26 protein-coding genes and 1 tRNA gene are annotated in these 26,081 nt (G+C 68.5%); 5 read left to right on the plus strand and 22 right to left on the minus strand.

Going from position 1 to position 26,081, the window contains the following annotated elements; genetic code table 11:
* Window positions 1-82: 82 nt before the first annotated feature.
* The 3 genes from ACOQPQ_RS06200 to ACOQPQ_RS06210 all read right to left on the minus strand — a co-directional run bounded on the left by ACOQPQ_RS06200 (window position 83) and on the right by ACOQPQ_RS06210 (window position 4,347).
* Window positions 83-1,699 (minus strand): thiamine pyrophosphate-dependent enzyme, encoded by a 1,617-nt coding sequence (locus ACOQPQ_RS06200; protein ID WP_420638573.1) that lies wholly within the window; start codon window positions 1,697-1,699, stop codon window positions 83-85.
* An 80-nt stretch (window positions 1,700-1,779) separates the two neighbouring features.
* Complete coding sequence (locus ACOQPQ_RS06205; protein WP_420638574.1) at window positions 1,780-3,831, minus strand: DEAD/DEAH box helicase; 2,052 nt, start codon at window positions 3,829-3,831, stop codon at window positions 1,780-1,782.
* Between the two features lie 213 nt (window positions 3,832-4,044).
* Window positions 4,045-4,347, minus strand: a complete 303-nt coding sequence (locus tag ACOQPQ_RS06210; RefSeq protein WP_420638575.1) for a hypothetical protein — start codon at window positions 4,345-4,347, stop codon at window positions 4,045-4,047.
* Between the two features lie 312 nt (window positions 4,348-4,659).
* Between ACOQPQ_RS06210 and ACOQPQ_RS06215 the strand changes: the two genes are divergently transcribed.
* From ACOQPQ_RS06215 to ACOQPQ_RS06235, 5 genes are all read left to right on the plus strand, one after another.
* The gene (locus tag ACOQPQ_RS06215) at window positions 4,660-5,883 is read left to right on the plus strand and encodes a DUF222 domain-containing protein (RefSeq protein ID WP_420638576.1); all 1,224 of its coding nucleotides are present in this window, start codon (window positions 4,660-4,662) and stop codon (window positions 5,881-5,883) included.
* 67 nt (window positions 5,884-5,950) lie between these two features.
* Window positions 5,951-6,784: a hypothetical protein gene (locus tag ACOQPQ_RS06220; RefSeq protein WP_420638577.1), complete on the plus strand. Its 834-nt coding sequence runs from the start codon at window positions 5,951-5,953 to the stop codon at window positions 6,782-6,784.
* A 13-nt stretch (window positions 6,785-6,797) separates the two neighbouring features.
* Window positions 6,798-7,592 (plus strand): SDR family NAD(P)-dependent oxidoreductase, encoded by a 795-nt coding sequence (locus ACOQPQ_RS06225; protein WP_420638578.1) that lies wholly within the window; start codon window positions 6,798-6,800, stop codon window positions 7,590-7,592.
* Window positions 7,593-7,667: 75 nt separating this feature from the next.
* On the plus strand, window positions 7,668-8,411 hold the full coding sequence (gene rpe, locus ACOQPQ_RS06230) for a ribulose-phosphate 3-epimerase (protein WP_420638579.1): 744 nt from the start codon (window positions 7,668-7,670) through the stop codon (window positions 8,409-8,411).
* A gap of 17 nt (window positions 8,412-8,428) precedes the next feature.
* A complete protein-coding gene (locus ACOQPQ_RS06235) occupies window positions 8,429-8,926 on the plus strand; it encodes a hypothetical protein (RefSeq protein ID WP_420638580.1) in 498 nt (165 codons plus the stop codon).
* A gap of 43 nt (window positions 8,927-8,969) precedes the next feature.
* On the opposite strand, the gene ACOQPQ_RS06240 is transcribed toward ACOQPQ_RS06235, so the two are convergent.
* The 19 genes from ACOQPQ_RS06240 to ACOQPQ_RS06330 all read right to left on the minus strand — a co-directional run bounded on the left by ACOQPQ_RS06240 (window position 8,970) and on the right by ACOQPQ_RS06330 (window position 26,041).
* Window positions 8,970-9,560, minus strand: a complete 591-nt coding sequence (locus ACOQPQ_RS06240; protein ID WP_420638581.1) for an ATP-dependent Clp protease proteolytic subunit — start codon at window positions 9,558-9,560, stop codon at window positions 8,970-8,972.
* 181 nt (window positions 9,561-9,741) lie between these two features.
* A tRNA-Leu gene (locus ACOQPQ_RS06245) sits at window positions 9,742-9,826 on the minus strand.
* A 70-nt stretch (window positions 9,827-9,896) separates the two neighbouring features.
* Window positions 9,897-10,529, minus strand: a complete 633-nt coding sequence (gene rdgB / locus ACOQPQ_RS06250; protein ID WP_420638582.1) for an RdgB/HAM1 family non-canonical purine NTP pyrophosphatase — start codon at window positions 10,527-10,529, stop codon at window positions 9,897-9,899.
* Window positions 10,530-10,551: 22 nt separating this feature from the next.
* Entirely contained in the window at window positions 10,552-11,283 is a 732-nt protein-coding gene (gene rph / locus ACOQPQ_RS06255; RefSeq protein WP_420638583.1) for a ribonuclease PH, read from the minus strand.
* Between the two features lie 248 nt (window positions 11,284-11,531).
* Entirely contained in the window at window positions 11,532-12,482 is a 951-nt protein-coding gene (locus tag ACOQPQ_RS06260; protein WP_420638584.1) for a PLP-dependent cysteine synthase family protein, read from the minus strand.
* A gap of 10 nt (window positions 12,483-12,492) precedes the next feature.
* Window positions 12,493-12,909 carry a Mov34/MPN/PAD-1 family protein gene (locus ACOQPQ_RS06265; protein ID WP_420638585.1) on the minus strand — a complete coding sequence of 139 codons (417 nt, stop codon included), beginning with the start codon at window positions 12,907-12,909 and terminating at the stop codon, window positions 12,493-12,495.
* Between the two features lie 35 nt (window positions 12,910-12,944).
* A complete protein-coding gene (locus ACOQPQ_RS06270; RefSeq protein ID WP_420638586.1) occupies window positions 12,945-13,604 on the minus strand; it encodes a protein-L-isoaspartate(D-aspartate) O-methyltransferase in 660 nt (219 codons plus the stop codon).
* A 35-nt stretch (window positions 13,605-13,639) separates the two neighbouring features.
* Window positions 13,640-14,035 (minus strand): hypothetical protein, encoded by a 396-nt coding sequence (locus ACOQPQ_RS06275; protein ID WP_420638587.1) that lies wholly within the window; start codon window positions 14,033-14,035, stop codon window positions 13,640-13,642.
* Window positions 14,036-14,209: 174 nt separating this feature from the next.
* Window positions 14,210-15,292, minus strand: a complete 1,083-nt coding sequence (locus tag ACOQPQ_RS06280) for an S-(hydroxymethyl)mycothiol dehydrogenase (RefSeq protein ID WP_420638588.1) — start codon at window positions 15,290-15,292, stop codon at window positions 14,210-14,212.
* 124 nt (window positions 15,293-15,416) lie between these two features.
* Window positions 15,417-16,310, minus strand: a complete 894-nt coding sequence (locus ACOQPQ_RS06285) for a cell division protein FtsX (protein WP_420638589.1) — start codon at window positions 16,308-16,310, stop codon at window positions 15,417-15,419.
* Between the two features lie 85 nt (window positions 16,311-16,395).
* Window positions 16,396-17,073 (minus strand): cell division ATP-binding protein FtsE, encoded by a 678-nt coding sequence (gene ftsE / locus ACOQPQ_RS06290; protein WP_420638590.1) that lies wholly within the window; start codon window positions 17,071-17,073, stop codon window positions 16,396-16,398.
* A 124-nt stretch (window positions 17,074-17,197) separates the two neighbouring features.
* Window positions 17,198-18,298 carry a peptide chain release factor 2 gene (prfB, locus tag ACOQPQ_RS06295; RefSeq protein WP_420638591.1) on the minus strand — a complete coding sequence of 367 codons (1,101 nt, stop codon included), beginning with the start codon at window positions 18,296-18,298 and terminating at the stop codon, window positions 17,198-17,200.
* 22 nt (window positions 18,299-18,320) lie between these two features.
* A complete protein-coding gene (secA, locus tag ACOQPQ_RS06300) occupies window positions 18,321-21,047 on the minus strand; it encodes a preprotein translocase subunit SecA (RefSeq protein WP_420638592.1) in 2,727 nt (908 codons plus the stop codon).
* Window positions 21,048-21,190: 143 nt separating this feature from the next.
* Window positions 21,191-21,523 (minus strand): ribosome hibernation-promoting factor, HPF/YfiA family, encoded by a 333-nt coding sequence (gene hpf / locus ACOQPQ_RS06305; protein ID WP_420638593.1) that lies wholly within the window; start codon window positions 21,521-21,523, stop codon window positions 21,191-21,193.
* Window positions 21,514-22,176 (minus strand): ComF family protein, encoded by a 663-nt coding sequence (locus ACOQPQ_RS06310; RefSeq protein ID WP_420638594.1) that lies wholly within the window; start codon window positions 22,174-22,176, stop codon window positions 21,514-21,516. The genes hpf and ACOQPQ_RS06310 overlap by 10 nt, the downstream gene beginning before the upstream one ends.
* A 102-nt stretch (window positions 22,177-22,278) precedes the next feature.
* Window positions 22,279-23,709: an adenosylhomocysteinase gene (gene ahcY / locus ACOQPQ_RS06315; RefSeq protein WP_420640365.1), complete on the minus strand. Its 1,431-nt coding sequence runs from the start codon at window positions 23,707-23,709 to the stop codon at window positions 22,279-22,281.
* 164 nt (window positions 23,710-23,873) lie between these two features.
* The gene (locus ACOQPQ_RS06320; protein ID WP_420638595.1) at window positions 23,874-24,902 is read right to left on the minus strand and encodes an SIS domain-containing protein; all 1,029 of its coding nucleotides are present in this window, start codon (window positions 24,900-24,902) and stop codon (window positions 23,874-23,876) included.
* 70 nt (window positions 24,903-24,972) lie between these two features.
* A complete protein-coding gene (locus ACOQPQ_RS06325) occupies window positions 24,973-25,209 on the minus strand; it encodes a Trm112 family protein (protein ID WP_420638596.1) in 237 nt (78 codons plus the stop codon).
* 94 nt (window positions 25,210-25,303) lie between these two features.
* On the minus strand, window positions 25,304-26,041 hold the full coding sequence (locus ACOQPQ_RS06330; protein ID WP_420638597.1) for a metal ABC transporter ATP-binding protein: 738 nt from the start codon (window positions 26,039-26,041) through the stop codon (window positions 25,304-25,306).
* Window positions 26,042-26,081 lie beyond the last annotated feature (40 nt).

Genomic DNA, 26,081 nt, shown 5'->3' on the forward strand with positions numbered 1-26,081 from the left:
CATGTGTCTCGATCCAACCACCTCGCAGGTGCCCATCCAGTAGGGCGTCCTCGGCCCAGGTAGGGAGTTGCGTTGTGCTAGCTCAGAAGGCGTTGGTGGGGAGGGGGTCGATGGCGAGTTCGATGACGGCGGGCTGGTCGGCGGCGAGCATGTCCGCCAGGGCCCCGCGGAGGCCGTCGTTGGTGGTGACCCGGGTGGCGGCACAGCCGAAAGATTCGGCGTAGGCCACGAAGTCGGGGTTGCGCAGCTCGGTGCCGAGGAGTCGTCCGCCGAGGTTGAGCTGTTGATCCAGGCGGGTGTTGCCGTAGCCCCCGTCGTTGACCACGATGTGGATGCCCGCAATCTCGTGCTGCACGGCGGTGGCCAGCTCGTTGCTCCCGAACAGGAACCCGCCGTCGCCGCTGATCGACACTGCGGGTCTGTCGGGGGCGGCCAGCTTGGCCCCGAGGGCCATGTTCACGGCGAAACCGAGGGTGCCCATGTACGACGAGGTGAGGTACGACCTCGGGTGGGCCACGGGGAAGGACATGTGGCACATGTAGCCGACCATGGTGGCGTCCACGGCCACGACGGCGTCGTCGGGCAGGCCGTCACGCAGGGCTTCGACAATGGCCGCTTGGGGACCGGCGGCCCGGTGGGCGGCATCGACACGCTCACGCACCGCTCGCCAGTGGGCGGTGCGGTCGGGTTTGGGGTCGCTGATCCGGCGCAACGCGTCCTGCAAGTCGGCGACACCGGCCTGGGCGTCGGCCACCAGTGTGATCTCCGGGGTGGTGAATCGGCCGATCTCGTTGGGGTCCACGTCGAGGTGGATCAGCCGGTGGCGGTCACTGAGGCCCACGCCCTGCAGACGGGTGCCAACGGCCAACACCACGTCGGCGTCGGCGATGACCGAGGCTAGGCGCTGGTGGACGAACAACGTGCCGATCATGGCCGGGTGGCGGCCGTCGAGCACGCCCTTGCCCTCTCGGGTGGAGATGGCCGCCGCCTGTAGGTGCTGTTGCAGCTCCCGCAGTTCGCCCGCCGCCCCGTGGGCACCGCCGCCCACCACCAGCAAGGGGTGCTCCGCCTGGGCCAGCAGGTCGGCGGCTCGGTCGACCAACTCGGGATCGGGCCGGAGCGGCTCGGAGGCCACGGGGTCGATCACCGGTGCGGACGTCGGCTCCTCCATGGTCTCAGGCGGGATCTCCAGATGGGTGGGTCGCGGACGGCCACTGGTCATGGCCGCGAGAGCCCGTCGCACGGCGGCGGGAAGCCGGTCGGCGTCGATGACCCGTTCGGCGTGCTTGGTGATGGGCCGCACCACGTCGAGTTGGTCGTGTACTTCATGGGGCAGGCTGTGGCCCCGCCCGATGGCGTCCCGATTGATCTGGCCGGAAATCTGCAACACCGGTGACGACGCCGCAAAGGCGGTGGCCAGCCCGGCGCCGGCGTTGTACACCCCGGGGCCGGGCACCACCAGCGTGGTACCGGGCCGCCCGCTCACCCGGGCGTAGCCGTCGGCCATGTAGGCGGTGGCCTGCTCGTGACGGGTGGTGACGTAGCGGATCTCCCCGGCCCGATGATGCAGCGAGTCCAGGATCGCCATGAGCTGCACGCCGGGAATGCCGAACACCACCTCCACCCCTTCCCGCACAAGCTGCTCCACCACCGCCGACCCCCCCGACCGAACCCGCGGGGCCCCTACCTGCTCAGCCATCAACCCTCCCCTGCCATCGCTCCCATCCCCGCGGCAACCTAGCGCGCCGAGCCTCGGCACCACTGGCCGCGGGTCGTGGCCTACTCGTCGTCCAGCCCCAATCGGCGGCGTTCCAACTCGATGATCCGGCGTTCCTGTTCGGCTCGGCCGGCGTCGGTGAACAGGCGATCATCCTCGGTGACATCCACCGCGTCGGGCGCGGCGTCCTTCATGGCACTCTGGCGCACATACTCGGCGAACAGCTTCGACTTTCGGGCCAAGATGGCCAGCATCCGCTCGTCCACGCTGTTTTCGGTGAGGAGGCGATGGACCTGCACGCGTTGGGCCTGCCCCATCCGGTGACAGCGGGCGATGGCCTGTTCCTCGGTGCTGGGCTTCCATTGCGGCTCGGTCAGGATGACCACTGAAGCGGCCTGGATGTTGAGGCCGACGCCCCCGGCTTCGATCTGGCTGACCAACACGGCGGGTTCGTTGCGGCTGGTGAATTCGTCGATGATTCTCTGCCGGTCGGTGGCCGACACGCTCCCGGTGATCGGGCCGACGGCCAGCCAGTCCAACGCCTCATGGACCCGGGCGATCACCTCGCGGAAGAAGGAGAACACCACCACCTTGCGGTTGTTGTCCGCGGCCTCCAAGGCGATCTCGAGCAGTCGCTCCATCTTCGGCGAGTCCTCCAGGCGTTGGGTGAGGAAGGCGGCCCGCCGCATGGCCATGAAGTTCCGGGAGGCCACCGCCTCCCGGTACACCGACGCCGCCGGTCCTTCCAAGGTGAGCCACTCGGGGGTCTCGATCTTCTCCGGAAGCTCGCTGAGCACGTCGACTTGGTTGCGGCGCAGGTAGACGGGGGCCACGGACCGGCGAAACACGTCGGCCCCGGCGATGCCGTCGGTGCCCTGAATGGTCCGGGCAATGTCCGGTCTGACGTGGTGGACGAGCGTGCGGAACTCCTCGACCCGGTTCTCCATGGGTGTCCCGCTCATCAATAGAGCGTGATCCGCCCGCCCCAGCCATGTCCGCACCGCGTTCGTGCGCTGTGCGCCGGGGTTCTTCACGAAGTGGGCCTCGTCCACGACCAGCGCCGAGATCGGGACGTCGGGTGCCCGGAGGGCCCGAAGGGTGGAAAAGGTGGTGACCCCGATACCCCCCTCCTGGGCCCATTGACGGAACAGGTGATTGCGATCGGGGCCGTGGACTCGCCATATCCGCTCGATATGGGTGTGCCGGGCAATCTCGTGTTCCCAATTGGCCAGGACGCTGGCCGGGCACACCACGAAGAAATGGGTCTCCCCCTGGGAGCGCAGATGAGACACCGCCGCCAGCGCCTCGATGGTCTTGCCCAGTCCCATCTCGTCGCCCAGGATCGCTTTTTTCTGGACGAGGATGTACTTGGCCCCGAATGACTGATAGCCGCGCAGACGCAGTTCGGGATTGAGCAGGGACGTGTCCAGTTCGAGCCCACGTATCTTCTCCACGATTTCCGGGGGGAGAAACCCCTGCGACGGTCCGTCGGCCAGGCCCTGGCCGCTCACCTCGATGAGCAGGCCGTTGTAGGTGGCCGTGCGCTGCAGGTAGTCGTCCCAAAGGGCCTGCGCCGTTGCCCGGGACGGGCGGTTGGCTCGCTTCAGCAACAGAACCGATCGGGCCCGAGCCATCTCCTCGGCGAGTTGAGCGGTGGTTGGATCATTGATGAGGGCGTCCAGCTTCTCCAGTTGGCGGCGGGCCTTCTGCTTGCGCCGATTGGTGGAGAAGAAGCGGAGGATCGGCTGGACCTCCAGTCGGGCAAGGCGACGGTGCTGTTTGATCTTGCCGAGCAATTCGTCCATCCCCGGCTCGAGGGGGTCGATCAAGCGATGGGCAACCTCGTAGGCCTGCAGTCTGGCCAGTAGCTCCGTCTGCCCTCGGGGACGACGATCCACGTCGAAGCGAACCTGGGCCGACTTCCGCACCGCCGCTTCCACTCGCCGGGCCGCGGCCAGGACCTGGGTCGACGTCTTCTCGCCCACCCCGGAGATCGCTTCCAAGCGCTGCTTCCCGGCCTTCTGCACCGCGGCGACCGTGCGGTAGCCGGCACTTTCGATCAGACCCAGCCGAAGTTGACCCCTGCCGGACGCCTTCAACGTGTCGAGCGGCATCTCCTCAAGCTGCTTCTGAGCCGCGCGCCCCTGCTCGCTCCGATAGGCAGCCCGGGCCCGACTGTCGACGTCCCCCCGATGGCGAAGCAGCCCATGCGCGTCGGAGCGCAACTGCTCAACGCGGGCCAGTACCGCCTTCGGAGAACCACTGAGGGCACCCAGGTCATCCACCCAGTTGTTCATGCCACCGGACATCCCCGCCCCCACTCCCCCCTACCCCAACGACAATTCACTCCGGCGGTTGGCCATGGCCAACTTGCGACCCGCCTCGGCCAGCTCACGCTGGTCTTGCCCCTCAAGCTCTTCGATCCGATCGAGGATCCGGTCTAATGGTTGCTCCGCGATGGCGTCGAATCTCGCTGAAGCTGCAGGAGAGGCAGCAAAGGCCTGCCGGGCGGCGTTGTCGGCCCGACGCTCCTCCGGGCTGAGATCCCGATCGATGGCGATCAAGTCATCGACCGTGCCGCTCGCCCGAACATCGGCCCACAGCTCCACCCACCGACCCTGAGCCCGCAACTAATCCCACCTAGCCCGGTCGCTGCTCATCAGCGGCCAGACTAACCGGCCCCCACACCGGCCAGGAGGATGCCAGCAACCCGTATGCCCTGCCGGACTCCTCGGGTGGTGGGGGTGGGGTTGGGGGATGTTGTCACTGGTGGTGGGTAGGGTGGGGGGCATGGATTTTGGGGTTGTGACCTGGGGTTTTGTGCTGGCCGGTGGGTCGGGGAGGACCGATTTTCGGTTGGGTTGTGTCACCGGGGTCGGTAGAATGACATCAGTGTTATTCAGCCTGGTTGGTCCGGGGGCCGTCTTCGGGGAGGAGGGGTCGTGAACAAAGCTCGTGGCAGCACTTCTGAGGCCACCCCCAGAGGCGGGGCCGTTGCCGGGGCGGTGGTGTGGCCGGTGCCGGTGGATGTGGGTTCGTTGTCCGATGACCGGTTGCGGGATCGGTTGGGGGTGATCGGGCGGGCGGAGTCTTGTTTGTCGGCCATGAAGGCACAGACGTTGGCCGAGTTGGCTCGTCGTCACAGTCCGGTGGAAGCAGGCAGGATCGCCCGGCAGGAAACCCGGTCGTCGAAGCGGGCCGCCCGCACCGAGGTGGAAACCGCAGGGCGCCTCGCCGGGCTGCCCGCCACTTCCGACGCGTTGGGTGCCGGGGTGATCCCCGCCGGTCACGCCCGGTTGATCGCCCGGGCCGCAGCAGAAGGGCCGATCGACGAGTCGTTGATGGTGCAAGCGGCCACCCACCAGGATTACGACACGTTCGCCCGGACCATGGCCCGCCACCAACACGAAGCCTCCGGTGACGACGGCCACGCCCTGCACGAACGCCGCCGCGAACGCCGCAGCGCCCGGGTGTTCACCCGACCCGAGTCGGGCATGTTCGTGCTCTCCGCAGAGTTCGACCCCATCACCGGGGCCCACATCGACACCGTGTTGGCCGCCAAAGTACGGGAACTGTGGAACCAGGAAGACCCCAAGGCCCGGCGCAGTTCCCAACAGCGCACGGCCGACGCGTTGGCCGAGTTGATCCTCGAACCCGAAAAAGGCAAAACAGCCGGCACCGCCCTGTTGGTCGTCGCCGACTACGACGTCGTCAACCAACAACTCACCGACGCCCGCCTCTCCGACGGGACCCCCATCCCCGCCGCCGAACTGGTCCGGTTGGCCTGCGACGCCGACATCCTGCCCGGCGTGTACCGGGCCGCCACCCAAGAAATGAACCTCGGCCGCAAACGCCGCACCGCCACCACCACCCAACGAGCCGCCCTCACCTACCGGGACCAACACTGCATCGGATGCGGCACCACCGCCCACCGATGCTTCGCCCACCACATCAAATTCTGGTCCGAAGGCGGCCCCACCGACCTCGCCAACCTCGCACTCGTCTGCAACGACTGCCACCACAACATCCACGACCACCACTGGACCGTCACCCACAACCCCCACACCAACCGGTGGCACACCCACCCCCCACCCGACCCCTTCCCCACCCACGGAACCACCAACACCCCACCCCCACCCCAAACCAACCCCATACTCCGAAAATGAAGAATCAGGGGCGCCTCGGGCGGGTCTCCCCAGGGATGCCCGGACACACAAGACCTAGGCTCTGGCCATGAGTCGCCAGGACCAGGAGAGCCAGCCCACCCTGGAAGACCACGAGAACCGGGGAGCCCGCCAGACCCGCGACCTGTACCTGTACGAGGTGGTGGACATCATCGGGCAGGGCCAGTACGACTACATGGAGCACCTCTGGCAGGACCCGGTGCTGCGCATGCCGGAGATGTTCGGACTCCAGGGCGCCTTCTACATCCTGGCGGCGGGCGGGGGGCGCTGGCCCCAGGTCATCAACATCTGGGACATCGGAACCCAGGGCTGGGCCGGTTTGGCCAAGAACCTGGACCGGCTCAACCTCAAGCGGCGCAAGGCGTTCTACGGCGACTGGTGGGACGAGGCTGCCCAGTGGCGCTCCGGGGGGTTCGACCGGCTGTGCGGCGGCGTGCCCGGCAGCCCCTCCACCGCCGAGATCGCCGAGGCGGGCATCACCGGCACGCTGTTCGTGAACGAGATCCTCACGGTGCGGCCCGGCACCCCGCTGGAGTTCCTGGCCGCGGTGGCCGAGGAGCGGGTGCCCCTTATGGCCGACTACCACCACCGGCCCACCGGCCTGTACGAGGTGCTCAACAACCAGCACGAGGTGGTGATGGTGTGGGCCACCGACATCGCCTCCCACATGACCTACCGCCAGAACCGGGACACCGCCCGGGGCCTCTGCCGGGAAGGCAACGAGGACAGCCGGATCATCGACTGGGAACACCGCTCGGCCGAGTACGTCACCGGTGGGGACACCCACCTGATGACGCCGTTGCCCCGCACGGTGTACGGCCCCGACGACTGGGAAGACGCCAGCCTGGAGCAGTGGCTACGGGAACAACAGTCGGCCCCATGAACGACCAAAGACTATGAGCGAGAAACCCAAGCCGAAGTCCAGCCTGCCCGACAGATTCAATCTCACCGGCAAGACCGCCATCGTCACCGGGGCCTCCCGGGGCATCGGGCACGCCCTGGCCCTGGGGTTGGCCGAGGCCGGCGCCAGCGTGGTGGCCACCAGCCGCACGCTGGAGGCATGCCAGGCCTTGGCCGACCAGATCACGGCGGCGGGCGGCGAGGCCATGGCGGTGGCCACCGATGTCAGCCAACTGGAGCAACACCAGCCGTTGCTGGAGGCCACCATGGACCGATTCGGCCGGCTGGATGTGCTGGTGAACAACGCCGGAGTACTGCGCCCCCATGTGACCACCCGGGTCACGCCCGACGAACTGGACGACATCTTGGCCGTGAACCTCAAGGGGCCGTTGTTCCTGTCGCAGGCCGCGCTCGACCATCTGTCGGCCAACGGCGGCGGATCCATCATCAACATCGGGGCGTTGGGGGCCTACCAGCCGATGGAGGGCATCGGTGCCTACTGCGCGGCCAAAGCGGCCATGGCCAACTGGACCACCACCATGGCCCGGGAATGGGCCGAGCGGGGGGTGCGGGTGAACCTGTTGGTACCGGGCCCGGTGGCCACCGACATGATCCTGCCCCGCGACCCCGAGGCCCGGGCCCGCTTCGAGCAGGAGGTGGCGGGCGAGACCATCTTCGGTCGCCTCGGGGTGCCCGACGATCTGGTGGGCGCGGCGGTGTTCCTGGCCGGAGATGCCTCGGCCTACATGAGCGGTCGCCCCGTATTCGTGGACGGCGGGATGCTCCGCTGAGACTCGGGCTGAGCACTCCCCGGCCCGAGCAAACCATTGCGCCAGTCTCCGTCTCATGGCCGCTAGGGTCGGGGCATGGCCCCTGGAGCCTCCTCCGGAGCTACGCCTGGAAGTTCACCCAGTGCGAGAGCCCTGATCGCCCCCTCGGTGTTGCCCGCTGATTTTGCCCGCCTCGGCGAGGAGTGCATCGGGTTGGAGAAGGCCGGGGCCGACCGGATCCATTGGGACGTCATGGACGGTCGGTTCGTGCCCAATCTCACCTTCGGCCCGGACGTGATCGCCTCGGTGCGGCCGCTGGTGTCTCTGCCCTTCGAGGCTCACCTCATGGTGGAAGAGCCCCATGAGCTGGCCCCCCAGTTTGTCGAGGCCGGCTGCGAGCTGATCATCGTCCACGCCGAGGCCTGTCCCCACCTGCACCGGACTCTGGGGGCGATCCGGGAGCTGGGCGTCGACGCGGGCGTGGCCCTCAATCCGGGCACCCCGGCGTCGGCCGTGGCCCACGTGCTGGATCTGTGCAAGCAGGTGCTGGTGATGACGGTCAACCCCGGCTGGGGCGGCCAGTCGTACATCGCCTCCATGGAATCCAAGGTGACCCAGATCCGGGCGATGATCGACGAGCGTGGTCGTGCTGTCGGCGAGAGCACCAGGAACACCAAGAGCACAGAGCTGGAGGTGGATGGGGGCATCGGGCCAGCCACCATCGGGGCCGCGGCCCAAGCCGGCGCCAATGTTTTCGTGGCCGGCAGTGCGGTGTTCAAGGACGAGCAGGGATTCGACCACGCCATCTCCGACCTCCGAGAAGCAGCCACCGCCCGTTGACCAAGGCTGAGGTCTCGATGGGCCTGAGATCAATGTTGGCCATCGTGGCCGTAACCAGCATGAGCGCTTTCGGTGCCTGTGGCGGCAGTGACCAGCCCGACCTGGACGCCTTTTGCGGAAGGCTTGAGACCGCGTTCGGCCCCGAGGGGGCACTGGCCTCGGACTACTCCGATGACCCGAGCGCAGCCCAGGCCGTGGTCAATGAACTGGAATCAGTGCGGGAGGTGGCACCGCTGGAGATCGAGCCGTCCCTGGCGGTGATCAACGACACCATGGGCCTGATCATTGCTGCCTTCGGCAACCCCGCCGGCGGTACCGACAGTGGCGCCGAGAGTGGCGCCGAAAGAGTGAATGCCGAGAAGCTGCAGGAGGCGGGCATCGCCGCCGCCGAGTTGGCCCGCTATTCCGGCGACCACTGCGGCCTGGTGCTGGATTGGGAGAGTACCCAGGTGCCTCTGGTGCCAGCCGACGCCGACCGGATCACCGGCGAGGTGAGACTCGACGTCGAGGGCTGAGGCTCAGAACTCCCTGGCCCCCCAGCCCCAGAGCCTCAGGGGCTCAGATCATCTCGCCGCGTTTGACGATCACGTGGTCGATGATGCCGTACTGCTTGGCCTCTTCGGCGGTGAACCAGCGGTCGCGGTCGGAGTCGGCCTCCACCTGGTCGACCGATTGTCCGGTGTGGTGGGCGATGCGTTCGGCCAAGAGCGACTTGACGTAGGCGTGCTGCTCGGCCTGGATGGCGATGTCGGAGGCCTGGCCCCGAACGCCGCCCAGGGGCTGATGCATCATGATGCGGGCGTGGGGCAGGGCGTAGCGCTTGCCGGGGGCGCCGGCGCACAAGAGGAACTGGCCCATGGAGGCACCCAGGCCCATGCAAATGGTGCCCACGTCCGGGGCGATGAACTGCATGGTGTCGTAGATGGCCATGCCCGAGGTCACCGACCCTCCGGGCGAGTTGATGTACAGCCAGATGTCCTTCTCCGCGTCCTCGCCCTCCAGGTAGAGGAGCTGGGCGGTGATGTAGTTGGCGATGTCGTCGTCCACATCGGTGCCCAGAAATACGATGCGGTTCTTCAACAGCCGGTTGTAGATCTCGAATGCGCCGCGATCGGGGCTGCCCGGCTCGAACAAGGCGGGATTGCTCATGCCCCAAACTCTACCGGCCCCCCACGCCCCCCCGGCCACTGAAAGGTAAAGGGAGGAGCGGCCCGAAGGCGGCTCCTCCCGTTCAGACGGTGACCGACACGTACGCATCAAGGTCTGACACCAGCATACTGGAACCGTGGTCACGACGAGACCCTTTTGCTGGACGCCTACGAGTCTTTTGTGCGCCAGGTGGGATTTGAACCCACACGGGCTTGCGCCCACAGGGACCTAAACCCTGCGCGTCTGCCGAATTCCGCCACTGGCGCGTGGTCGTGTGATGTGTCTCCGATTGTGGCCGGCTGGGGAGCCGGCCACCGGGCCCCGCTGATCAACAGGCTACTCAAGCAGTTTGGCGGCCAAGGCCCGAAATGCCCGGCCCCGATGAGAGATGGCGTTCTTCTCCTCCAGCGACATCTCCGCAAAGGTGCGACCGTCGCCCTCGTCGGGAACGAACAGCGGGTCGTAGCCAAAGCCATCATGGCCCCGAGCCTCCCGGGCAATGGTGCCGGTGACGATCCCTTCGGCCACCAGCTCGGCACCATCGGCACGGCCGGAACCCTCGGGGAACACCACCATGGCCACCGTCCGAAAGCGGGCCGACCGGTCGGTGACCCCCTCCAGTTCGGCCAGCAGCTTGGCTCGGTTGGCCGCGTCATCGCCAGCATCAGCAGCGTGCTCTCCGGCGTAGCGGGCCGACCGCACGCCCGGCGCGCCCCCCAGAGCGGCCACCTCCAGGCCGGTGTCGTCGGCCACCGCCGCCATGCCCGTGTGGCGACACACCGCAGCCGCCTTGAGGCGGGCGTTGGCCTCCAGGGTGTCCCCGTCCTCGACAATATCGCCCAGATCACCGGGCCGGGGCAGTAGCTGAATCCTGGTGGCCAGGCCGGCCTCAGCCAGACCGGCTCCAGCCAGAATGACCTCGATCTCGGCCAGCTTGTGGGGGTTGGCGGTCGCCGCCACCAACTGCACCCGGCCTGAACTCAACTCGGCCTCAACGGGCGGCGGGTGGGTCGGACAACAGCCGATTCTGCCGGGCGATGATCTGCCCGATGCCCGAGGCGGCCAGGTCCAACAGCTCGTCCAGCTCCTTGCGGTCGAACGACTGACCCTCGGCGGTACCCTGCACCTCCACGAAGCGGCCCGACTCGGTCATCACCACGTTCATGTCCACCGCGGCGGCCACGTCTTCCTCGTAGGGCAAATCCAGCGACGGCACCCCGTCGACCATCCCCACCGACACGGCGGCGCACGCCTCCAGGATGGGGTGGGCCTCGATCTCCTCGGCCAGCACCAGCCGGGTCAAGGCGTCGTGCAGGGCCACGTAGGCCCCGCTGATGGCCGCCGTTCGGGTGCCGCCGTCGGCCTGCAGCACGTCGCAGTCGCAGATCACCTGGCGTTCCCCCAGCTTGGCGGCATCGGTCACCGCCCGCAACGACCGCCCGATGAGCCGCTGAATTTCCTGGGTCCGACCGGATTGCCGGCCCCGAGCCGCCTCCCGGTTCACCCGCTCGGGTGACGATCCCGGCAACATGGAGTACTCGGCGGTCACCCAGCCGGTTCCCCGGCCCCGCATCCACCGAGGCACCTCGGGATCGACCGAGGCGGTACACAGCACCCGGGTGCGACCGAACGACACCAGCACCGAGCCGTCGGCCATCTCGGTGAAGTCGCGCTCGAAACCGATGGGCCGCAACTCCCCGGCCGACCGGCCGTCGCTTCTCATGATTGGCTCCTCATCGCTGGGCTGACAGGGATTGACTCACAGGGGGAAGGTTGGCGGCAATTCGACTGCACAATTCGCCGGCAAGAGGAACGGCCCCGACTCTGGCGGGTTGAGTCGAGGCCGTTCGGCTGGAGCAGTGCTCCAGCTAGGTGGTGTGGTTTGGGAACCCTAACTCTAGCAGGGCCGAGCGCTTATAGCACATCAAGATGCAGAATTCCCGTAGTAATGGGATTTTTCTCACAGATGTTTCAGAAGTAGATGATGGACTCGGCCCGGCCGACCACCTGATCGATCGGGTCGGTCCACGCCCCGGTGGACAGGTACTTCCAACCACCGTCGGCCGACACCACCACCACCGTGCCCTCGTCCACCCGGTCGGCCACCCGAGCCGCCCCGGCCAGGGCCGCCCCCGTGGAGATTCCGGCAAAGATGCCCACCTCCGCGGCCAGCCGCCGGGTCCACTCGATCGACTCTCGGGGCCGCACGATGCGCTTGCCGTCCAGGAGCTGGTCTCCCCCCCACTTCTCGTAGATCGGGGGGATGTAGCCGTCGTCGAGACTGCGCAGGCCGTCCACCAACTCCCCGGCGGGGGGCTCCACCGCCAGCACCTGCACCGCGGGATTGCGCTCCTTGAGGTAGGCCCCCACCCCCATGAGGGTGCCACTGGTGCCCAGCCCCGACACGAAGTGGGTGATCTGCGGGCAGTCGGCGTAAATCTCCGGACCGGTGGTGGTGTAGTGGGCCCGGGGGTTGGCCTCGTTGCCGTACTGGTACAGAAAGGCCCACTCCGGGTTGTCGTCGGCCAGTTCCTGGGCCAGGCGGACCGCCCCGTTCGAGCCCTCGGCGCCCGGCGACCAGATGATCTCGGCCCCGAACACCTCCAAGAGCTGGCGGCGCTCGGCCGACACGTTCTCGGGCATCACGATCTTGAGGGGATACCCCCGCAGCCGGGCGATCATGGCCAGCGCGATCCCGGTGTTGCCCGACGACGGTTCGATGATGGTGCGCCCCGGCACCAGGGTGCCGTCGGCCTCGGCCTCCAGGATCATCTGACGGGCCACCCGGTCCTTGACCGAACCGGCGGGATTCACCCCCTCCAGCTTCACGTGGACGGCCACCGACGGGTTGGGCGACAGGGTGGAGACGTCGACCATCGGGGTGTTCCCAATGAGATCGATCACCGATTCGTGCGTCCCCACGGACGAAATCCTACCCCTCGACGGTCACCGCCACTTCGGTTATGACCCCGTCGAGAATGCGGTAGCAGCGCAGCGCGGGCTCGGGATCCTTCAACGACACGATCACGTACTGCAGGGCCCCGAACGGGTCGAAGGCGGTGGCGTCGCGCACGTCGGTGGGCGACGGGTAGGCGCTGGTGTGGGTGTGGGAGTGCATCACCGCCACCAGGGCCAGATTCTCGGCGTCGGCGGTGCGCTCCACCTGGAGGAACTCGGCGTCGTCCAGCCGGTAGATCTGGCTGGACTCGGCCGCGTTGCGCACCGGGAAGAACCGGGTCACCCGGTCGTCACAGACGGGGCCGGCCAGCAGCCCGCACGCCTCGTTGGGCAGCCCCGCCAGCGCGTGGGCCACGACCTCGGCATGGACGTCCTCCGCCAATCGCAGCACCGGTCAACCCTATCCAGCCGGCCGGGGCATTCCGGTCAGGAATCCTCGACCAGGGGCACGAAGCGAACGGGGCCGAGCGGCCTGGTGGTGGTGGCGTCGCCCCGACGGTGCACCAGGGTGAGTTCCTGGGCCCCGGCGGTGGAGCCCACGGGGATCACCAACCGACCCCCGTCGGCCAACTGGTCGACCAGGGCCGGGGGAATCCCGTCGGCCGCCGCGGTCACCACCACCGCGTCGTAGGGTGCCCCCGGCGGGTGGCCCTGCGAGCCGTCGCCGGTCACCACCGTCACGTTGTGGTACCCCAGGTCGTCCAGCACCTGCGCCGCCCGGTCGGCCAACACCCGGTGCCGTTCCACGGTGATCACCGAGGCGCCCAGGTGGGCCAGCACCGCGGCCCCGTAGCCCGAGCCGGTGCCCACCTCCAGCACCCGATGGTCGGGATGGATCGCCGCGGCGTCGGCCATGAGGGCCACGATGTAGGGCTGGGAGATGGTCTGGTCGGCGGCGATGGGCAGCGGGTGATCCTCGTAGGCCTGGTCGGCGTGTCGAACGGACACGAACCGGTGACGGGGCACCGACCGCATGGCCGCCAGCACCCGCCGGTCGCTGATGCCCCGGGATTCCACTTGGCGGCGAACCATGGCCAGACGCCGGTCCCGCTGCCGACTCTCGGAAACCCCGGCACCCTTGGCCATCGCTCATGTACTCATGCAGGGACGGCCACCCACCACTAAGAGGGCTTGGCCTTCGGCAGGCTTATGGTCTCCTCGAAGACGGCCTGGAGGGCATCGGCGTCACCGGTGAACTCCCCGCCACGGCCGGCGACTGCATCCCAGGGCGGCGCCGGGGCCCACCAGGGGGGCATCTCGGTACCACCGTCGGCCGTCTGTTCGGGGATGAAGGCCAAGCACCACTGCCACGATCCCCGCTCCTGGCCCTGGGCCAGATCGGGATGGCCGCCGGGAGGGACCAGGGCATAGGTGAAGCCCGGCCCCGGACCGGCCTCCCCACCGGTGGCGGCCGCCGGTCGCCGTCCGCCGACGATCCGGGCGACCAGAAACGGCAACGCCAGCAGCAAGAGGATGATGATCGAGGTGACCAGCGTGGTCAGGTTCAGTTCGGGCATGTCGGGGGCCTCCGTGAGGAGCAAACCCGAGGGTGTGCTCCAGCCTCACAGGCCCCATCTTCCCCACCCGCAACACCACAGGGTAGCCACCGGACCAGACCGGAAGCAACCGCCTCCGGGGCCGGTGTTCGGTGTTGGCAATCCGCGGTGGTGCTTCCGACGCAGCCGGCAGCCTCAGATCATCACCACCGAGCGGAGCACCTCCCCCCGCTCCATGGCGTGGAAAGCCTCTTCCACGCCCTCCAGGGGAATCGTCTCCGACACGAACCGCTCCAGATTCAGCCGACCCTGCAGGTAGAGGTCGATCAGCATGGGGAAGTCCCGCGACGGCAGGCAGTCGCCGTACCACGACGACTTCAGCATCCCGCCCCGGCCGAACACCTCGATCATGGGCAGCTCGATGCGCATCTCGGGGTTGGGCACCCCCACCAGCACCACCGTGCCCGCCAGGTCCCGGGCGTAGAAGGCCTGCTCGTAGGTCTGGGGCAGGCCGATGGCCTCGATGGCCACGTCCACCCCGTGGCCCCCGGTCAGCTCCCGGATCCGCTCCACCGGATCATCCCGGGTGGAGTTGATCGTGTGGGTGGCGCCGAACTCGGTGGCCCACTGCAGCTTGGTGTCGTCGATGTCCACCGCGATGATGGTGTGGGCCCCGGCCAGCCGGGAGCCCTCGATGGCGGCGTCGCCCACGCCCCCGCAGCCGAACACGGCCACCGAGTCGCCCCGGCCCACGCCGCCGGTGTTCATGGCGGCCCCCAGCCCGGCCATCACACCGCAGCCGATCAACCCGGCCACCTCGGGGGCCGCCTCGGGGTTCACCTTGGTGGCCTGTCCGGCGGCCACCAGGGTCTTCTCGGCGAAGGCGCCGATTCCCAGCGCGGGCGACAGCTCCTGGCCGTCCAGGGTCATCTTCTGGGTGGCGTTGTGGGTGGCGAAGCAGTACCAGGGGCGTCCCCGCAGACACGACCGGCACTGGCCGCACACCGCCCGCCAGTTGAGGATCACGAAGTCGCCGGGGGCCACGTTGGTCACGCCCTCGCCCACCGACTCCACCACCCCGGCGGCCTCGTGGCCGAGCAGGAATGGGAACTCGTCGTTGATGGCCCCCTCCCGGTAGTGCAAGTCGGTGTGGCAAACGCCACACGCCTGCACGGCCACCAGGGCCTCTCCCGGTCCGGGATCGGGGACCTCGATCGTCTCGATGCCCACGGCCTCGCCCTTGGCCTTGGCCACGACGGCTTGAACCTGCTGGCCCATGTCCTGCTCCTTTCCCCCGGCCACCGGCCACCACAGCCGCGGCCCTTGGTCGTACCGACCGTGGATCGAATCTACTACGGCTCGCCGGTCGGGCCGGTCGTTCGGTCCGGGGCGGCCCGGACGCTCAGGTGTCCAGGAACCGGGTGACGGCGATGCCCGAGCCCACCGTGCCCACCAACGCCCCGAGGCCGACCATCTGGAAGCCCAACGCCCACACCCGGGAGGGATCCACGGTGAAGCCCCGCAACAGCTCCAGGGAGACGTCGTCGTTGATCACGCTGAGGAAATTGTTGGTCAGCCAGATCAGCGGGATGGCGATCACCCCGCCGATCAGTCCCTGTATGAGCCCCTCGAACATGAACGGCACCCGTATGAACCAGTTGGTGGCCCCCACCAGCTTCATCACCTCGATGTCGCGGCGGCGGGAGAACAGGGCCATCCGGATGGTGTTCAGGATCAGCACCGCGGCGGTCACCAACAACACGATGGCGATGATGATCACCCGCTGGCGCAGGCCGCTGGACAAATCCTCGATGGCCCGGATGGTCTCGCTGGCGGTCACCACTCGGGCCACCCCCGGCTGGGCCCGGAACACCGAGGCCAGCTCGTCCACCCGTTCGGGCAGCGTGTCGGTGGGCTTGACCCGGAACGAGGCCGGCAGCCGCTCGGGGGTGATCACCTCCACAAGCTCGGGGGAATCCCCCAGCAGGTCCTGCACCTCGGCGTAGGCCTCGTCCTTGTCGATGTAGGCGAATCCGCTGACCTCGGGGGACTCCTCGAGCTGGCGGCGCAGGTCGGCCTCCAGTTGGGGGCTGATCTCGGGGTCCATGAAGACGATGAACTCCACCCCGTCCTTCCAGCGCACGGTGGCGTTGTCCACCGCGTCGCCGAACAACAGGGCCGCCCCCAACAGGGTGAGCGAAATGGTCACCGTGATCACCGTGGCCAACGTGAGGGTCACGTTGCGCCGGAAGTTCCCCACCGTCTCCCGCAGCACGTAGTCCAGCTTGAGACTCATCGGCGCCGGCCCGCTGATCGGCCCCCGAAGGAGAATCGGCCCATGGTCATCGGCTGCGGGGGCGGTGTCGGCTCAGGCCCATGGGCTACTGGTACACGCCGCGGGACTGATCCCGAACGATCTGGCCCCGGTCGAGTTCCACCACCCGGCGGCGCATCTTGTCCACGATGCTGCGGTCGTGGGTGGCCATCACCACGGTGGTGCCGGTGCGATTGATGCGGTCCAACAGGGTCATGATGCCGAGCGACGTGTTGGGATCGAGGTTGCCGGTGGGCTCGTCGGCCAGAAGGATCAGGGGCCGGTTCACGAACGCCCGGGCGATGGACACCCGCTGCTGCTCGCCCCCCGACAGCTCGTCGGGAAAGTTGTGCATCTTCTTGGACAGGCCCACCAGCTCCAAGATGGCGGGCACCTTCGACTTGATCACGCTGCGGGGGCGGCCGATCACCTCCAGGGCGAAGGCCACGTTCTGCAGCACCGTCTTGTTGGGCAGGAGCTTGAAGTCCTGGAAGACGCAGCCGATGTTGCGGCGCAGAAACGGCACCTTCCAGCTCGGCAGCTCGCCGATGTCGCGCCCGGCCACGAACACCCGGCCCCGGTCGGGCATCTCCTCTTTGTTGAGGAGGCGCATGAACGTGGACTTGCCCGAGCCCGACGGACCCACCAGGAAGACGAACTCCCCCCGCTGCACTTCACAGGAGGCGTTCTGCAGGGCCAGCACCTCGCCCTTGTACACCTTGGTGACGTTTTCCAGTCTGATCATGCGATGTGAACCCCGAACTGCCGAACGGTCCCGGAACCCCGACCGGCGGCCCGAAAAACTCGAACCACGCTACCACCCGCCGCCGGTGCCGAACGCTCACCCAGCGCCAAGAACCCCGCCGGGGTCACGACATCCGCCTCCACTGCAGGTAGGCCTCGATCAGCTCGTCGATGTCGCCCGCCAGCACCCCGTCCACGTTGCCGATGCTCACCCCGGTGCGGTCGTCCTTGACCTGCTGGTAGGGGTGCAGCACGTAGGACCGGATCTGGCTGCCCCACTCCGCCTTCATGTAGTCGCCCGCCAACCCGGCTATCTCGGCCTCCCGCTCGGCCCGCTTCCGGTCGGCCAGACGGGCGGCCAGGATCTGCATGGCCCGGTCCTTGTTCTGGTGCTGGCTGCGCTCGTTCTGGCAGGACACCACGATGCCGGTGGGCAGGTGGGTGATGCGCACCGCCGAGTCGGTCACGTTCACGTGCTGCCCGCCCGCGCCCGACGACCGGAACGTGTCGATCCGCAGATCCTTGTCCTCGATGTCCACCTCGTCGGAGACCTCGTCGAAGTAGGGCACCACCTTGAACTGGGCGAAGGCGGTGTGGCGACGGGCGTCGGAGTCGAACGGCGAGATGCGCACCAGACGGTGGACGCCCCGCTCCGACTGCAACAGCCCGTAGGCGTTGCGCCCGGAGATGGTGAAATCGGCCGAGGAGATGCCCGCCCCCTGGCCCTCCGACACCGAGTCCACCTTGAAGTCGAAGCCCCGGCGCTCGGCCCACCCCTGGTACATGCCCAACAGCATCTCCGCCCAGTCCTGGGCGTCGGTGCCCCCCGCCCCGCTGTGCAGCTCGCACACCGCGTCGGAATCGTCGTGCTCGCCTCCCAACAGCGACCGCAGCTCCAGGTCGTCCACCTTGGCCGCCAACGACGCCAGCATCTGGGTTATCTCCGGGAGCAACGACTCGTCGTTCTCCTCGGCGGCCAACTGGTGCAGGGTTTCGGCGTCCTCCAGGGTGGCCTCCAGACCGGCGAACAGCTCCAGGTCCTCCATCAGCTCGGCCAGCTCCCGGGTGACCTTGCGGGCCCGGTCGGGGTCGTCCCACAGGCCGGGGGCGGCGGCGGCGTTCTCCAGGCGGGGACGGCGGTCGATCAGGTCGTCGATGTGCAGGTAGCGGCGGGCCTCTTGCAGTTTGGACCGCAGCAGGGACAGTTCGCCGGTGACGTCGGGCACGAGGATTCCCGGAACTGAGCAGTCAGCGCCCGCAGCACTGCTTGAACTTGCGGCCGGATCCGCACGGACAGGGGGCGTTGCGGGGGGTCTTCTCGAACTCGGACCGCACCACCGGCACCTTCGACCTGGGGGCCGACTCCTCCACCACCGCGGGCGCGGCCCGCATGCCGGCCAGGGCCGCCTGGGCCCCGGCCCGGGCCAACGGCGGCTGGGTGGACGGATCGGCGGGGCCCGACTCGGTGACGTTGCTGGTGCCGGCCTCGTCGGCGGTTCCGGGGGCCTCCACGTTGATCTCCACGTGCATGATGTAGGTGACGAAGTCCCGGGCCACCCCGGCCATCATCTGGCCGAACATCTCGAAGCCCTCCCGCTGCCACTCGGTCAGCGGGTCCTTTTGGCCGAGGGCCCGCAGGTTGATGCCCTCCTTGAGGTAGTCCATCTCGTAGAGGTGCTCGCGCCAGCGCTGGTCGATGATCCGCAGCATGATCTGGCGCTCCACCTCCCGCATGGCCTCGGCGCCCACCTGCTCCTCCCGCTGTTCGTAGCGGGCCACCGCCTCGCCCACCAGCCGCTCGTAGAGCTCGTCGGTGGAACCGGCGTCGGCGAGCTGGTCGGCCGACAGTTGGGAGGGCCACAGCACCCGGATCTCGGTTTCGAGCTGCTCCAGGTCCCAGTCGGTGGGATCGTCGGAGGCGCAGTGGCTGCCGATCACCGCGTCGACCGCCTCGCCCAGGTGCTCGATGGCCTCGGTGCGCAGGTCGCCCCCCGACAGGATCTGCTCCCGGCGCTTGTAGATCACCTTGCGCTGCTCGTTGAGCACCTCGTCGTACTTGAGCACGTTCTTGCGGGCCTCGGCGTTCTTCTGCTCCACCGTGCCCTGGGCCCGTTCGATGGCCTTGGTCACCATCTTGGCCTCGATGGGCACGTCCTCGGGCAGGGCCTTGTCCATCACCCAGTTCATGGCCCCAGAGGCGAAGATCCTCATGAGGTCGTCCTCCAGCGACAGGTAGAACCGGCTCTCGCCGGGGTCGCCCTGGCGACCGGAGCGGCCTCGGAGCTGGTTGTCGATGCGGCGGCTGTCGTGGCGCTCGGTGCCCAACACGTACAGCCCTCCCAGGGCTCGTACCTTCTCGCCCTCCGCCCGGCACTCGGCCTCGTACTTCTCCAGCAGGTCGGCGGCCCGGGCCTGGCCCTGTTCACCGGCCGGGTCGAGCCCCTCGGCGGCGGCCTCCTTGCGGGCCATGGCCTCGGGGTTGCCCCCCAGCACGATGTCCACCCCGCGTCCGGCCATGTTGGTGGCCACCGTGATGGCGTGCAGCCGACCGGCCTGGGCCACGATCTCGGCCTCCCGGAAGTGCTGCTTGGCGTTGAGCACCTCGTGGTGGATGCCCCGCTTGTTCAGCACCTCCGACAGTTTCTCGGAACTCTCCACCGACACCGTGCCCACCAGCACCGGCTGGCCCCGCTCGAAACGTTCCACCAGGTCTTCCACCAGGGCGTCGAACTTGCCCGCCTCGCTCTTGTAGATGAGGTCGCCCTGGTCGGCGCGCACCACCGGCAGATTGGTGGGAATGGGCACCACGTGCAGGCCGTAGGTGCCGAACAGCTCGTTGGCCTCGCTCACCGCGGTGCCGGTCATGCCCGCCAGCTTGTCGTAGAGCCGGAAGTAGTTCTGCAGGGTGATGGTGGCCAGGGTCTGGTTCTCCTCTTTGATCTTCACCCCCTCCTTGGCCTCCACCGCCTGGTGCAGCCCTTCCGACCAGCGACGGCCGTCCAGGACTCTCCCGGTGAACTCGTCGACGATCTTCACCTCGCCGCGCTGCACGATGTAGTCCTTGTCGCGGTGGTACAGCTCCTTGGCCCGCAGGGCGGCCTGGAGCTGGTGGACCAGGTTGGCGCTGACCGAGTCGTACAGGTTCTCCACCCCGAGGGCCCGCTCCACGGCGTGGACCCCGTCCTCGGTGGGGGCCACGATGCGCTTCTCCTCGTCCACGTCGTAGTGGACGTCGCGGCGCAGGCCCCGCACCACGCTGGCGAACTTGTAGTACATCTTGGCGGCGTCGGCCAGGCGCCCGCTGATGATCAGCGGGGTCCGGGCCTCGTCGATGAGGATCGAGTCGATCTCGTCCACAATGCAGAAGTTGTGGCCCCGCTGCACCCGGCGGTCGGCCGACATGGCCATGTTGTCGCGCAGGTAGTCGAAGCCCATCTCGTTGTTGGTGCCGTAGGTGATGTCGCAGCCGTACTGCTCCCGCTTGAAGTCCGAGCCCCGCTCGCCGGGCACCACCAAACCGACGCTGAGGCCCAGCCAGCGGTGGATGGCCCCCATCCAGTCGGCGTCGCGCGCGGCAAGGTAGTCGTTGACCGTCACCACGTGGACGCCCTGGCCACCCAGGCCGTTCAGGTACACCGGCAGGGTGGAGACCAGGGTCTTGCCCTCCCCGGTGCGCATCTCGGCCACCCAGCCGAAGTGCAGGGCCGCGCCCCCCATGAGTTGCACGTCGTAGTGGCGCTGCCCGATCACCCGCCAGGCCGCCTCCCGCACCACGGCAAAGGCCTCGATGAGCAGGTCGTGGAGGTCCTCGCCGTTGTCCAGGCGTTGGCGGAACTCCCCGGTGCGGGCCCGCAGCCCGTCGTCGGACAACGCCTTGGTCTCGGGTTCCAGCGCGTTGATGTCGGGCACCAGCTCTTGCAGTGCCTTGAGCTTCTTGCCCTCGCCGGTGTTCAGGATCTTGTTGAACACGCTCATGTGGCCTCCACTCTACCCCTGCCCCTCTGGTCTACCGGTCAGCGGGGACGAACAGGGGCAACCGGAATGCGCCCACGGGCGGGATCCCGTGGTGGGTCGCAGAACGGGCACCGTGAAAGGCGCCCGTGCCCCCCGGAGGGCAGTTAGCTGGCTCGGCGCTCCCGGGTGTGCTGTTGGCGATCCACCCTGCGGGTTTTGGTGCGGCGGAGCTGGCGTTCCAGCTTGTGGATGGCCCGGTCGAGGGCGGCCAGCGGGGTGGGGCCGTTGACCCGGCTGCGAATGTGGTGGCCGTGACCCTCCAGGGTGACCTCGCAGATGTCGGGATCGGCGATGCGGGGATTCTTCTCCTCGCTGAACCGAACGGTGGCGTGATCGATGCCCGACAGGTAGCGGTTGAGCTTGCCCACCTTCTGTCGGGTGGACTCCCCCAATCGCGGCGACACCTCCATACCGCTGCTGCTGATGGTCACGTCCATGGCGGCTCCCTTTCGGCGGGGGTCTGGTTGTGGTTGCTCATCGTAGCCACCCCACACGGTGATCGGGTGAAGGGCAGCGGCGTGGCCCCGGCCACCACGGCGTCCACCCGCCGGGCCCCGGCCCGTACCAGGGTGTCGGCCGCCGCCACCAGGGTGGCCCCGGTGGTGATCACGTCGTCCACCACCAGCACCGAGGCGGGGGGCGGGCCGCACGCCGCGAACACCGGGGTGCTGAACCGCTGGCTGCGGCTCCGCCCCGTCTGGCCCGCGGCGTCCACCCGCTTGAGCAAACGGACCACGGGCAGGCCGGACTGGCGGCCCAGGGCCCGGGCCAGCAGTTCGGCCTGATCGAAGCCCCGACGGCGCCGCCGTTGACCAGACGTGGGCGCCCACGTCACCGCGTCCGCCGCCGGTTCCGGGGGCAACACCAGGTGCATGGCCGCCGCCAGCCACCCGATGGCCGCCCGCTGGTTGCGGTACTTCAGCCGAGCCAGCAACTCTCGCCCCGGCCCTCGGTAGGCAAAAGCCGCCCACAGCCCCGACAGGGGCACCGGCGGGGCCATCTCCCCCACCGGCCGCAACCCGGCCACGCACGCCGCGCACGGGGACGACCCCGGCCCGCCGCATCCTGCGCACACCCGCATCAACAACATGGCGGCACTCTAGGCACCGGCGGTGACAGTTCCGGGTGGCCTTGACCAGTCGGGCCGCCTCGTGGGGTCGCCGCCGGCGACGACGCCACGACCAAGCCGACCTCAGTACCGGTAGTGGTCGGCTTTGAACGGCCCGGTGGTCGACACCCCCAGGTAGTCGGCCTGGTCGGGGGTCAGCGTGGACAGCCGCACCCCGAGGGCATCCAGGTGCAGGCGGGCCACCATCTCGTCGAGCTCCTTGGGCAGGGTCACCACGTCGGTGCCGTAGGCCTCGGCGTTGGCGTGCAACTCCATCTGGGCCAGCACCTGGTTGGTGAAGCTGCACGACATCACGAAGCTGGGATGGCCGGTGGCGTTGCCCAGATTCAGCAGCCGCCCCTCCGACAGGATGATCACCGAGTGGCCGTCGGGAAACACGTACTCGTCCACCTGGGGCTTGATGGTGATGCGGCGCACGTCCGACAGGGCGTTCAGCCCGGCGATGTCCACCTCGTTGTCGAAGTGGCCGATGTTGCCCACCACCGCCTGGTGCTTCATCCGCCCCAGGTGCTCGGCGCTGATCACGTCGCGACAGCCGGTGGCGGTGATGAACAGATCGGCCGACCCCAGCACGTCCTCCAGCCGCTTCACCTCGAAGCCCTCCATGGCCGCCTGAAGCGCGCAGATGGGGTCCACCTCGGTGATCACCACCCGGGCCCCCTGGCCCCGCAGGGACTGGGCGCAGCCCTTGCCCACGTCGCCGTAGCCGCACACCACGGCCAGCTTGCCGCCGATCATCATGTCGGTCCCCCGGTTGATGCCGTCGATCAGGGAGTGGCGACAGCCGTAGAGGTTGTCGAACTTCGACTTGGTCACCGAGTTGTTCACGTCGATGGCCGGGAAACGCAGGGTGTTGTCGGCCTTCATCCGGTAGAGCCGGTGGACGCCGGTGGTGGTCTCCTCCGACACGCCCCGCACCCCGTCGGCAATGGCCGTCCACATCCCGGGGCTGTCGGCCAGCGTGCGGCCCAGTAGGCGGCGGATCTCGGCCAGGTCCTCGGAGTCGGCCTCGTCGGGGTCGCCTGCGTTGCCGGTCGCCTCGGCGTCGGCCCCCATGTGGACCAGCAGGGTGGCGTCACCGCCGTCGTCCAGGATGAGGTTCGGGCCGCCGCCGTCGGGCCAGCACAGCACCCGCTCGGTACACCACCAGTATTCCTCCAGGGTCTCGCCCTTCCAGGCGAACACCGGAACCCCGTCGGGGCGCTCGGGGGTGCCGTTGGGACCGACGGCCACCGCGGCGGCAGCCGGATCCTGGGTGGAGAAGATGTTGCACGACGCCCACCGCACCTGGGCGCCCAGGGCGGTGAGGGTTTCGATGAGCACCGCGGTCTGCACGGTCATGTGCAACGAGCCCGTGATACGGGCCCCGGCCAGGGGCTGGTCGTCGTAGTGCTGGGCCCGCAGCGCCATCAGACCGGGCATCTCGTGTTCGGCCAGGCGGATCTCGTTGCGCCCGGCTTCGGCCAGGGTCACGTCGGCCACCTTGTAGTCCATGTCGTGGTAGTCCATGTCGTGGTCCTGATCGTCGTCGTGCTGATCGTCCTGGTTGTCGCCAGAGTTGTGGTCAACGGCCACGGCCATTCTCCCTTGCTTGCTTCGGTACGTGTTCGATTCCGTGGGCGGGGCTGCTCACCGTGCCCGGCGCTTCGCCGGCGCCATCAGGTGCGGCCCTGCAGCACCCGTCGGGCGGAGTCGATGGCCGGGACCGGGCCGGGATCGAGGCCCACCCCGGCGGCCAACTCCATGGCGGTGACCGTCCCCTGGTACATGAGGTCGAACAACTGGGCCACCGGTCCCTCCCCGTTGGCCTCCACCGTGTGCACCGAGCGCACCACTTCTTCCATCATGTCGACCACCAACTCGAAGCCCCGCATCACCTCGGGATGCTCGTGCTCGTGGCGCAGCACCACCAAGCTGAACACCTGTCGGGTCACGTCGCCGTGCTGGCCCCACCCGGCGATCTCGTTGTGCAACAGGTCGGGCACCCCCGCGCTGAACGCCGGGGCCTTGGCACAGGTGTTGATCATGTTCTTCCAGTGCCGGGCGGCCACCGACCCCAGGCCCCCGCCGCCGTAGATCAGGGGCACCGAACCGGCGAGGCGGCGGGCCAGGGCACTGGCCGAGGAGCGCACCGTGTCGCGTCGGCGGCGGATTTGGTCCACCGAATGGCGCACCCACTGGGTGGCGCCGGGAAACAGGCCCATCTGTTCGAGGATGATCATGGGGGCCACCGTGAGCACGCTCAGCCCGGCCCGAGGGGGATACAGCATGAGATCCACCTCCACCAGCGGCGTGCCCCACTCCCCGGCCATTCGGGCCAGCCGGCCACCGCCGGCCACCGCCACCACCCGTCCGCCCGCTTCGGCGGCCTGAGCGGCGGCCTGCACGATCTCGGGGGTGTCGCCGCTGGCCGACAGGGCGAACACCAGGGTCTGCTCGTCCACGTAGGAGGGGGGCTGATAGCTCTTGACCACCACGATGGGCACCGGCATGAACGGCCCTGCGGTCACCGCCAGCAGATCGCCGGCGAAGCCGCCCGGCCCCATGCCCAACACCAGCACGTTGGAGATCTCCGAGCGGTGGGGCAACCCGTCCACGTCCTTGGCCCCGTCCAGGGCGTCGAGGATCTGCTCGGGCAGCCGGTTCATGGCCGGTCCCATGCCCAGGGTGTCCACCCGTTCGCTCATAACCGGCGCTGCCCCGACCCCGACAGGTGCCCCCGGCCACTCGCGGATCGGAGACCCACGGGCTGAGAGCTCACGGGTTGAACGTGTAGGCGATGGACTCGGCCTCGGCTTTGCCCATCAGCCGCTCGTGCTCATCGTCGTCCACGGTCTCGGCCTCGTCGATGATCATGTTGGGGATGTCGTCCTCCACCCGATAGCAGCGGCGCAGTCGGGGGTTGTAGAGGGCGTCCTCGTCGGCAAAGTAGAGCAGCGGCCCCTTGTCGTCGGGACACGCCAGAATCTCCAGCAATCGAGCATCCAGCCCCATCCCCCCAGTCTTGCCGATCAGCCCCCGCTCGCCCCACCCCACCGCGCCGGTGATCGCCGCGCCGGTGGCGGGCCGGATGCCGACGGAGCCGGTGTCAGCGGGCCATGGCCACCGGTTCGGACTGAGGTGGTCGGAGGGGTTGGGGGGCGAACAGCGACGTCACCGCAGGGTCGTCCATGGCGGTGGCCGGTGGGGCGCAGCAAACACAGCGACAGGCCAGGGCGATCACCGTGTCGGCGCAATGGGCGTCGGCCAAATGGTGGGTGGAGAACAGCACGGCCCGGCCCGCATCGGCCTCTTCTCGAATGACCTGGAGGATGAGCTGGTGAGACCGGGCGTCCAGCCCGGTGGCCGGCTCGTCGAGAAGCAAAACCGGCGCTTGTTGGGCGATCCCCTGGGCGACGAAGGCCCGCTGACGTTGACCGCCGGAGAGCTGATTGATGGGGCGTCGGCGATGGTCCAGGAGATCGACCCGACCGAGGGCCTCCTCGCAGGCATCGAGGTCGGCCCGTCGCATCGGGCGGAGTAGCCCCCGGCTGGGGTAGCGGCCCATTCTCACCACGTCGTCCACGGTGAGCCGCAGTTGCGAGTCGACCGCGGTGGCCTGCAACACGTCGGCCACGGCCCCCCGGGTGGCTACGGTTCCCGCCGATGGGCGGAGGCGGCCGCTGATCAGGCCGAACAGGGTGGACTTGCCCGATCCGTTGGGCCCGATCACCGCGGTGACGCTCCCGGCTTCGATCGACAGGCTCACGTCCTGCAGGGCCAGCGTGCGGCCGTGCCGGGCGTCAACGCCCCGCAGTTGGACGGCGGGTGGAACCGGTCCGGTCACGGCTCATCCCCGATTCGGGGGTGCGGGAGGGAGTATCGGT

The organism is Candidatus Poriferisocius sp., assembly GCF_965219775.1.
In the GTDB taxonomy this organism is placed as follows: Bacteria; Actinomycetota; Acidimicrobiia; order Acidimicrobiales; family Bin134; genus Poriferisocius.

Coding starts and splice junctions, on each gene's coding strand:
- rpe (WP_420638579.1), top strand. CDS start 7,668: ATGGCCCCTGGAGCCTCCTCCGGAGCTACGCCTGGAAGTTCACCCAGT.
- ACOQPQ_RS06285 (WP_420638589.1), bottom strand. CDS start 16,310: ATGAGTCTCAAGCTGGACTACGTGCTGCGGGAGACGGTGGGGAACTTC.
- hpf (WP_420638593.1), bottom strand. CDS start 21,523: ATGGACGTGACCATCAGCAGCAGCGGTATGGAGGTGTCGCCGCGATTG.
- ACOQPQ_RS06235 (WP_420638580.1), top strand. CDS start 8,429: ATGGGCCTGAGATCAATGTTGGCCATCGTGGCCGTAACCAGCATGAGC.
- ACOQPQ_RS06270 (WP_420638586.1), bottom strand. CDS start 13,604: ATGGCCAAGGGTGCCGGGGTTTCCGAGAGTCGGCAGCGGGACCGGCGT.
- ACOQPQ_RS06240 (WP_420638581.1), bottom strand. CDS start 9,560: ATGAGCAATCCCGCCTTGTTCGAGCCGGGCAGCCCCGATCGCGGCGCA.
- ftsE (WP_420638590.1), bottom strand. CDS start 17,073: ATGATCAGACTGGAAAACGTCACCAAGGTGTACAAGGGCGAGGTGCTG.
- secA (WP_420638592.1), bottom strand. CDS start 21,047: ATGAGCGTGTTCAACAAGATCCTGAACACCGGCGAGGGCAAGAAGCTC.
- ACOQPQ_RS06275 (WP_420638587.1), bottom strand. CDS start 14,035: ATGCCCGAACTGAACCTGACCACGCTGGTCACCTCGATCATCATCCTC.
- ACOQPQ_RS06205 (WP_420638574.1), bottom strand. CDS start 3,831: ATGCCGCTCGACACGTTGAAGGCGTCCGGCAGGGGTCAACTTCGGCTG.
- rph (WP_420638583.1), bottom strand. CDS start 11,283: ATGAGAAGCGACGGCCGGTCGGCCGGGGAGTTGCGGCCCATCGGTTTC.
- ahcY (WP_420640365.1), bottom strand. CDS start 23,709: ATGGACTACAAGGTGGCCGACGTGACCCTGGCCGAAGCCGGGCGCAAC.
- ACOQPQ_RS06200 (WP_420638573.1), bottom strand. CDS start 1,699: ATGGCTGAGCAGGTAGGGGCCCCGCGGGTTCGGTCGGGGGGGTCGGCG.
- ACOQPQ_RS06220 (WP_420638577.1), top strand. CDS start 5,951: ATGAGTCGCCAGGACCAGGAGAGCCAGCCCACCCTGGAAGACCACGAG.
- ACOQPQ_RS06325 (WP_420638596.1), bottom strand. CDS start 25,209: ATGGGGCTGGATGCTCGATTGCTGGAGATTCTGGCGTGTCCCGACGAC.
- ACOQPQ_RS06280 (WP_420638588.1), bottom strand. CDS start 15,292: ATGGGCCAGCAGGTTCAAGCCGTCGTGGCCAAGGCCAAGGGCGAGGCC.
- ACOQPQ_RS06310 (WP_420638594.1), bottom strand. CDS start 22,176: ATGTTGTTGATGCGGGTGTGCGCAGGATGCGGCGGGCCGGGGTCGTCC.
- ACOQPQ_RS06320 (WP_420638595.1), bottom strand. CDS start 24,902: ATGAGCGAACGGGTGGACACCCTGGGCATGGGACCGGCCATGAACCGG.
- ACOQPQ_RS06225 (WP_420638578.1), top strand. CDS start 6,798: ATGAGCGAGAAACCCAAGCCGAAGTCCAGCCTGCCCGACAGATTCAAT.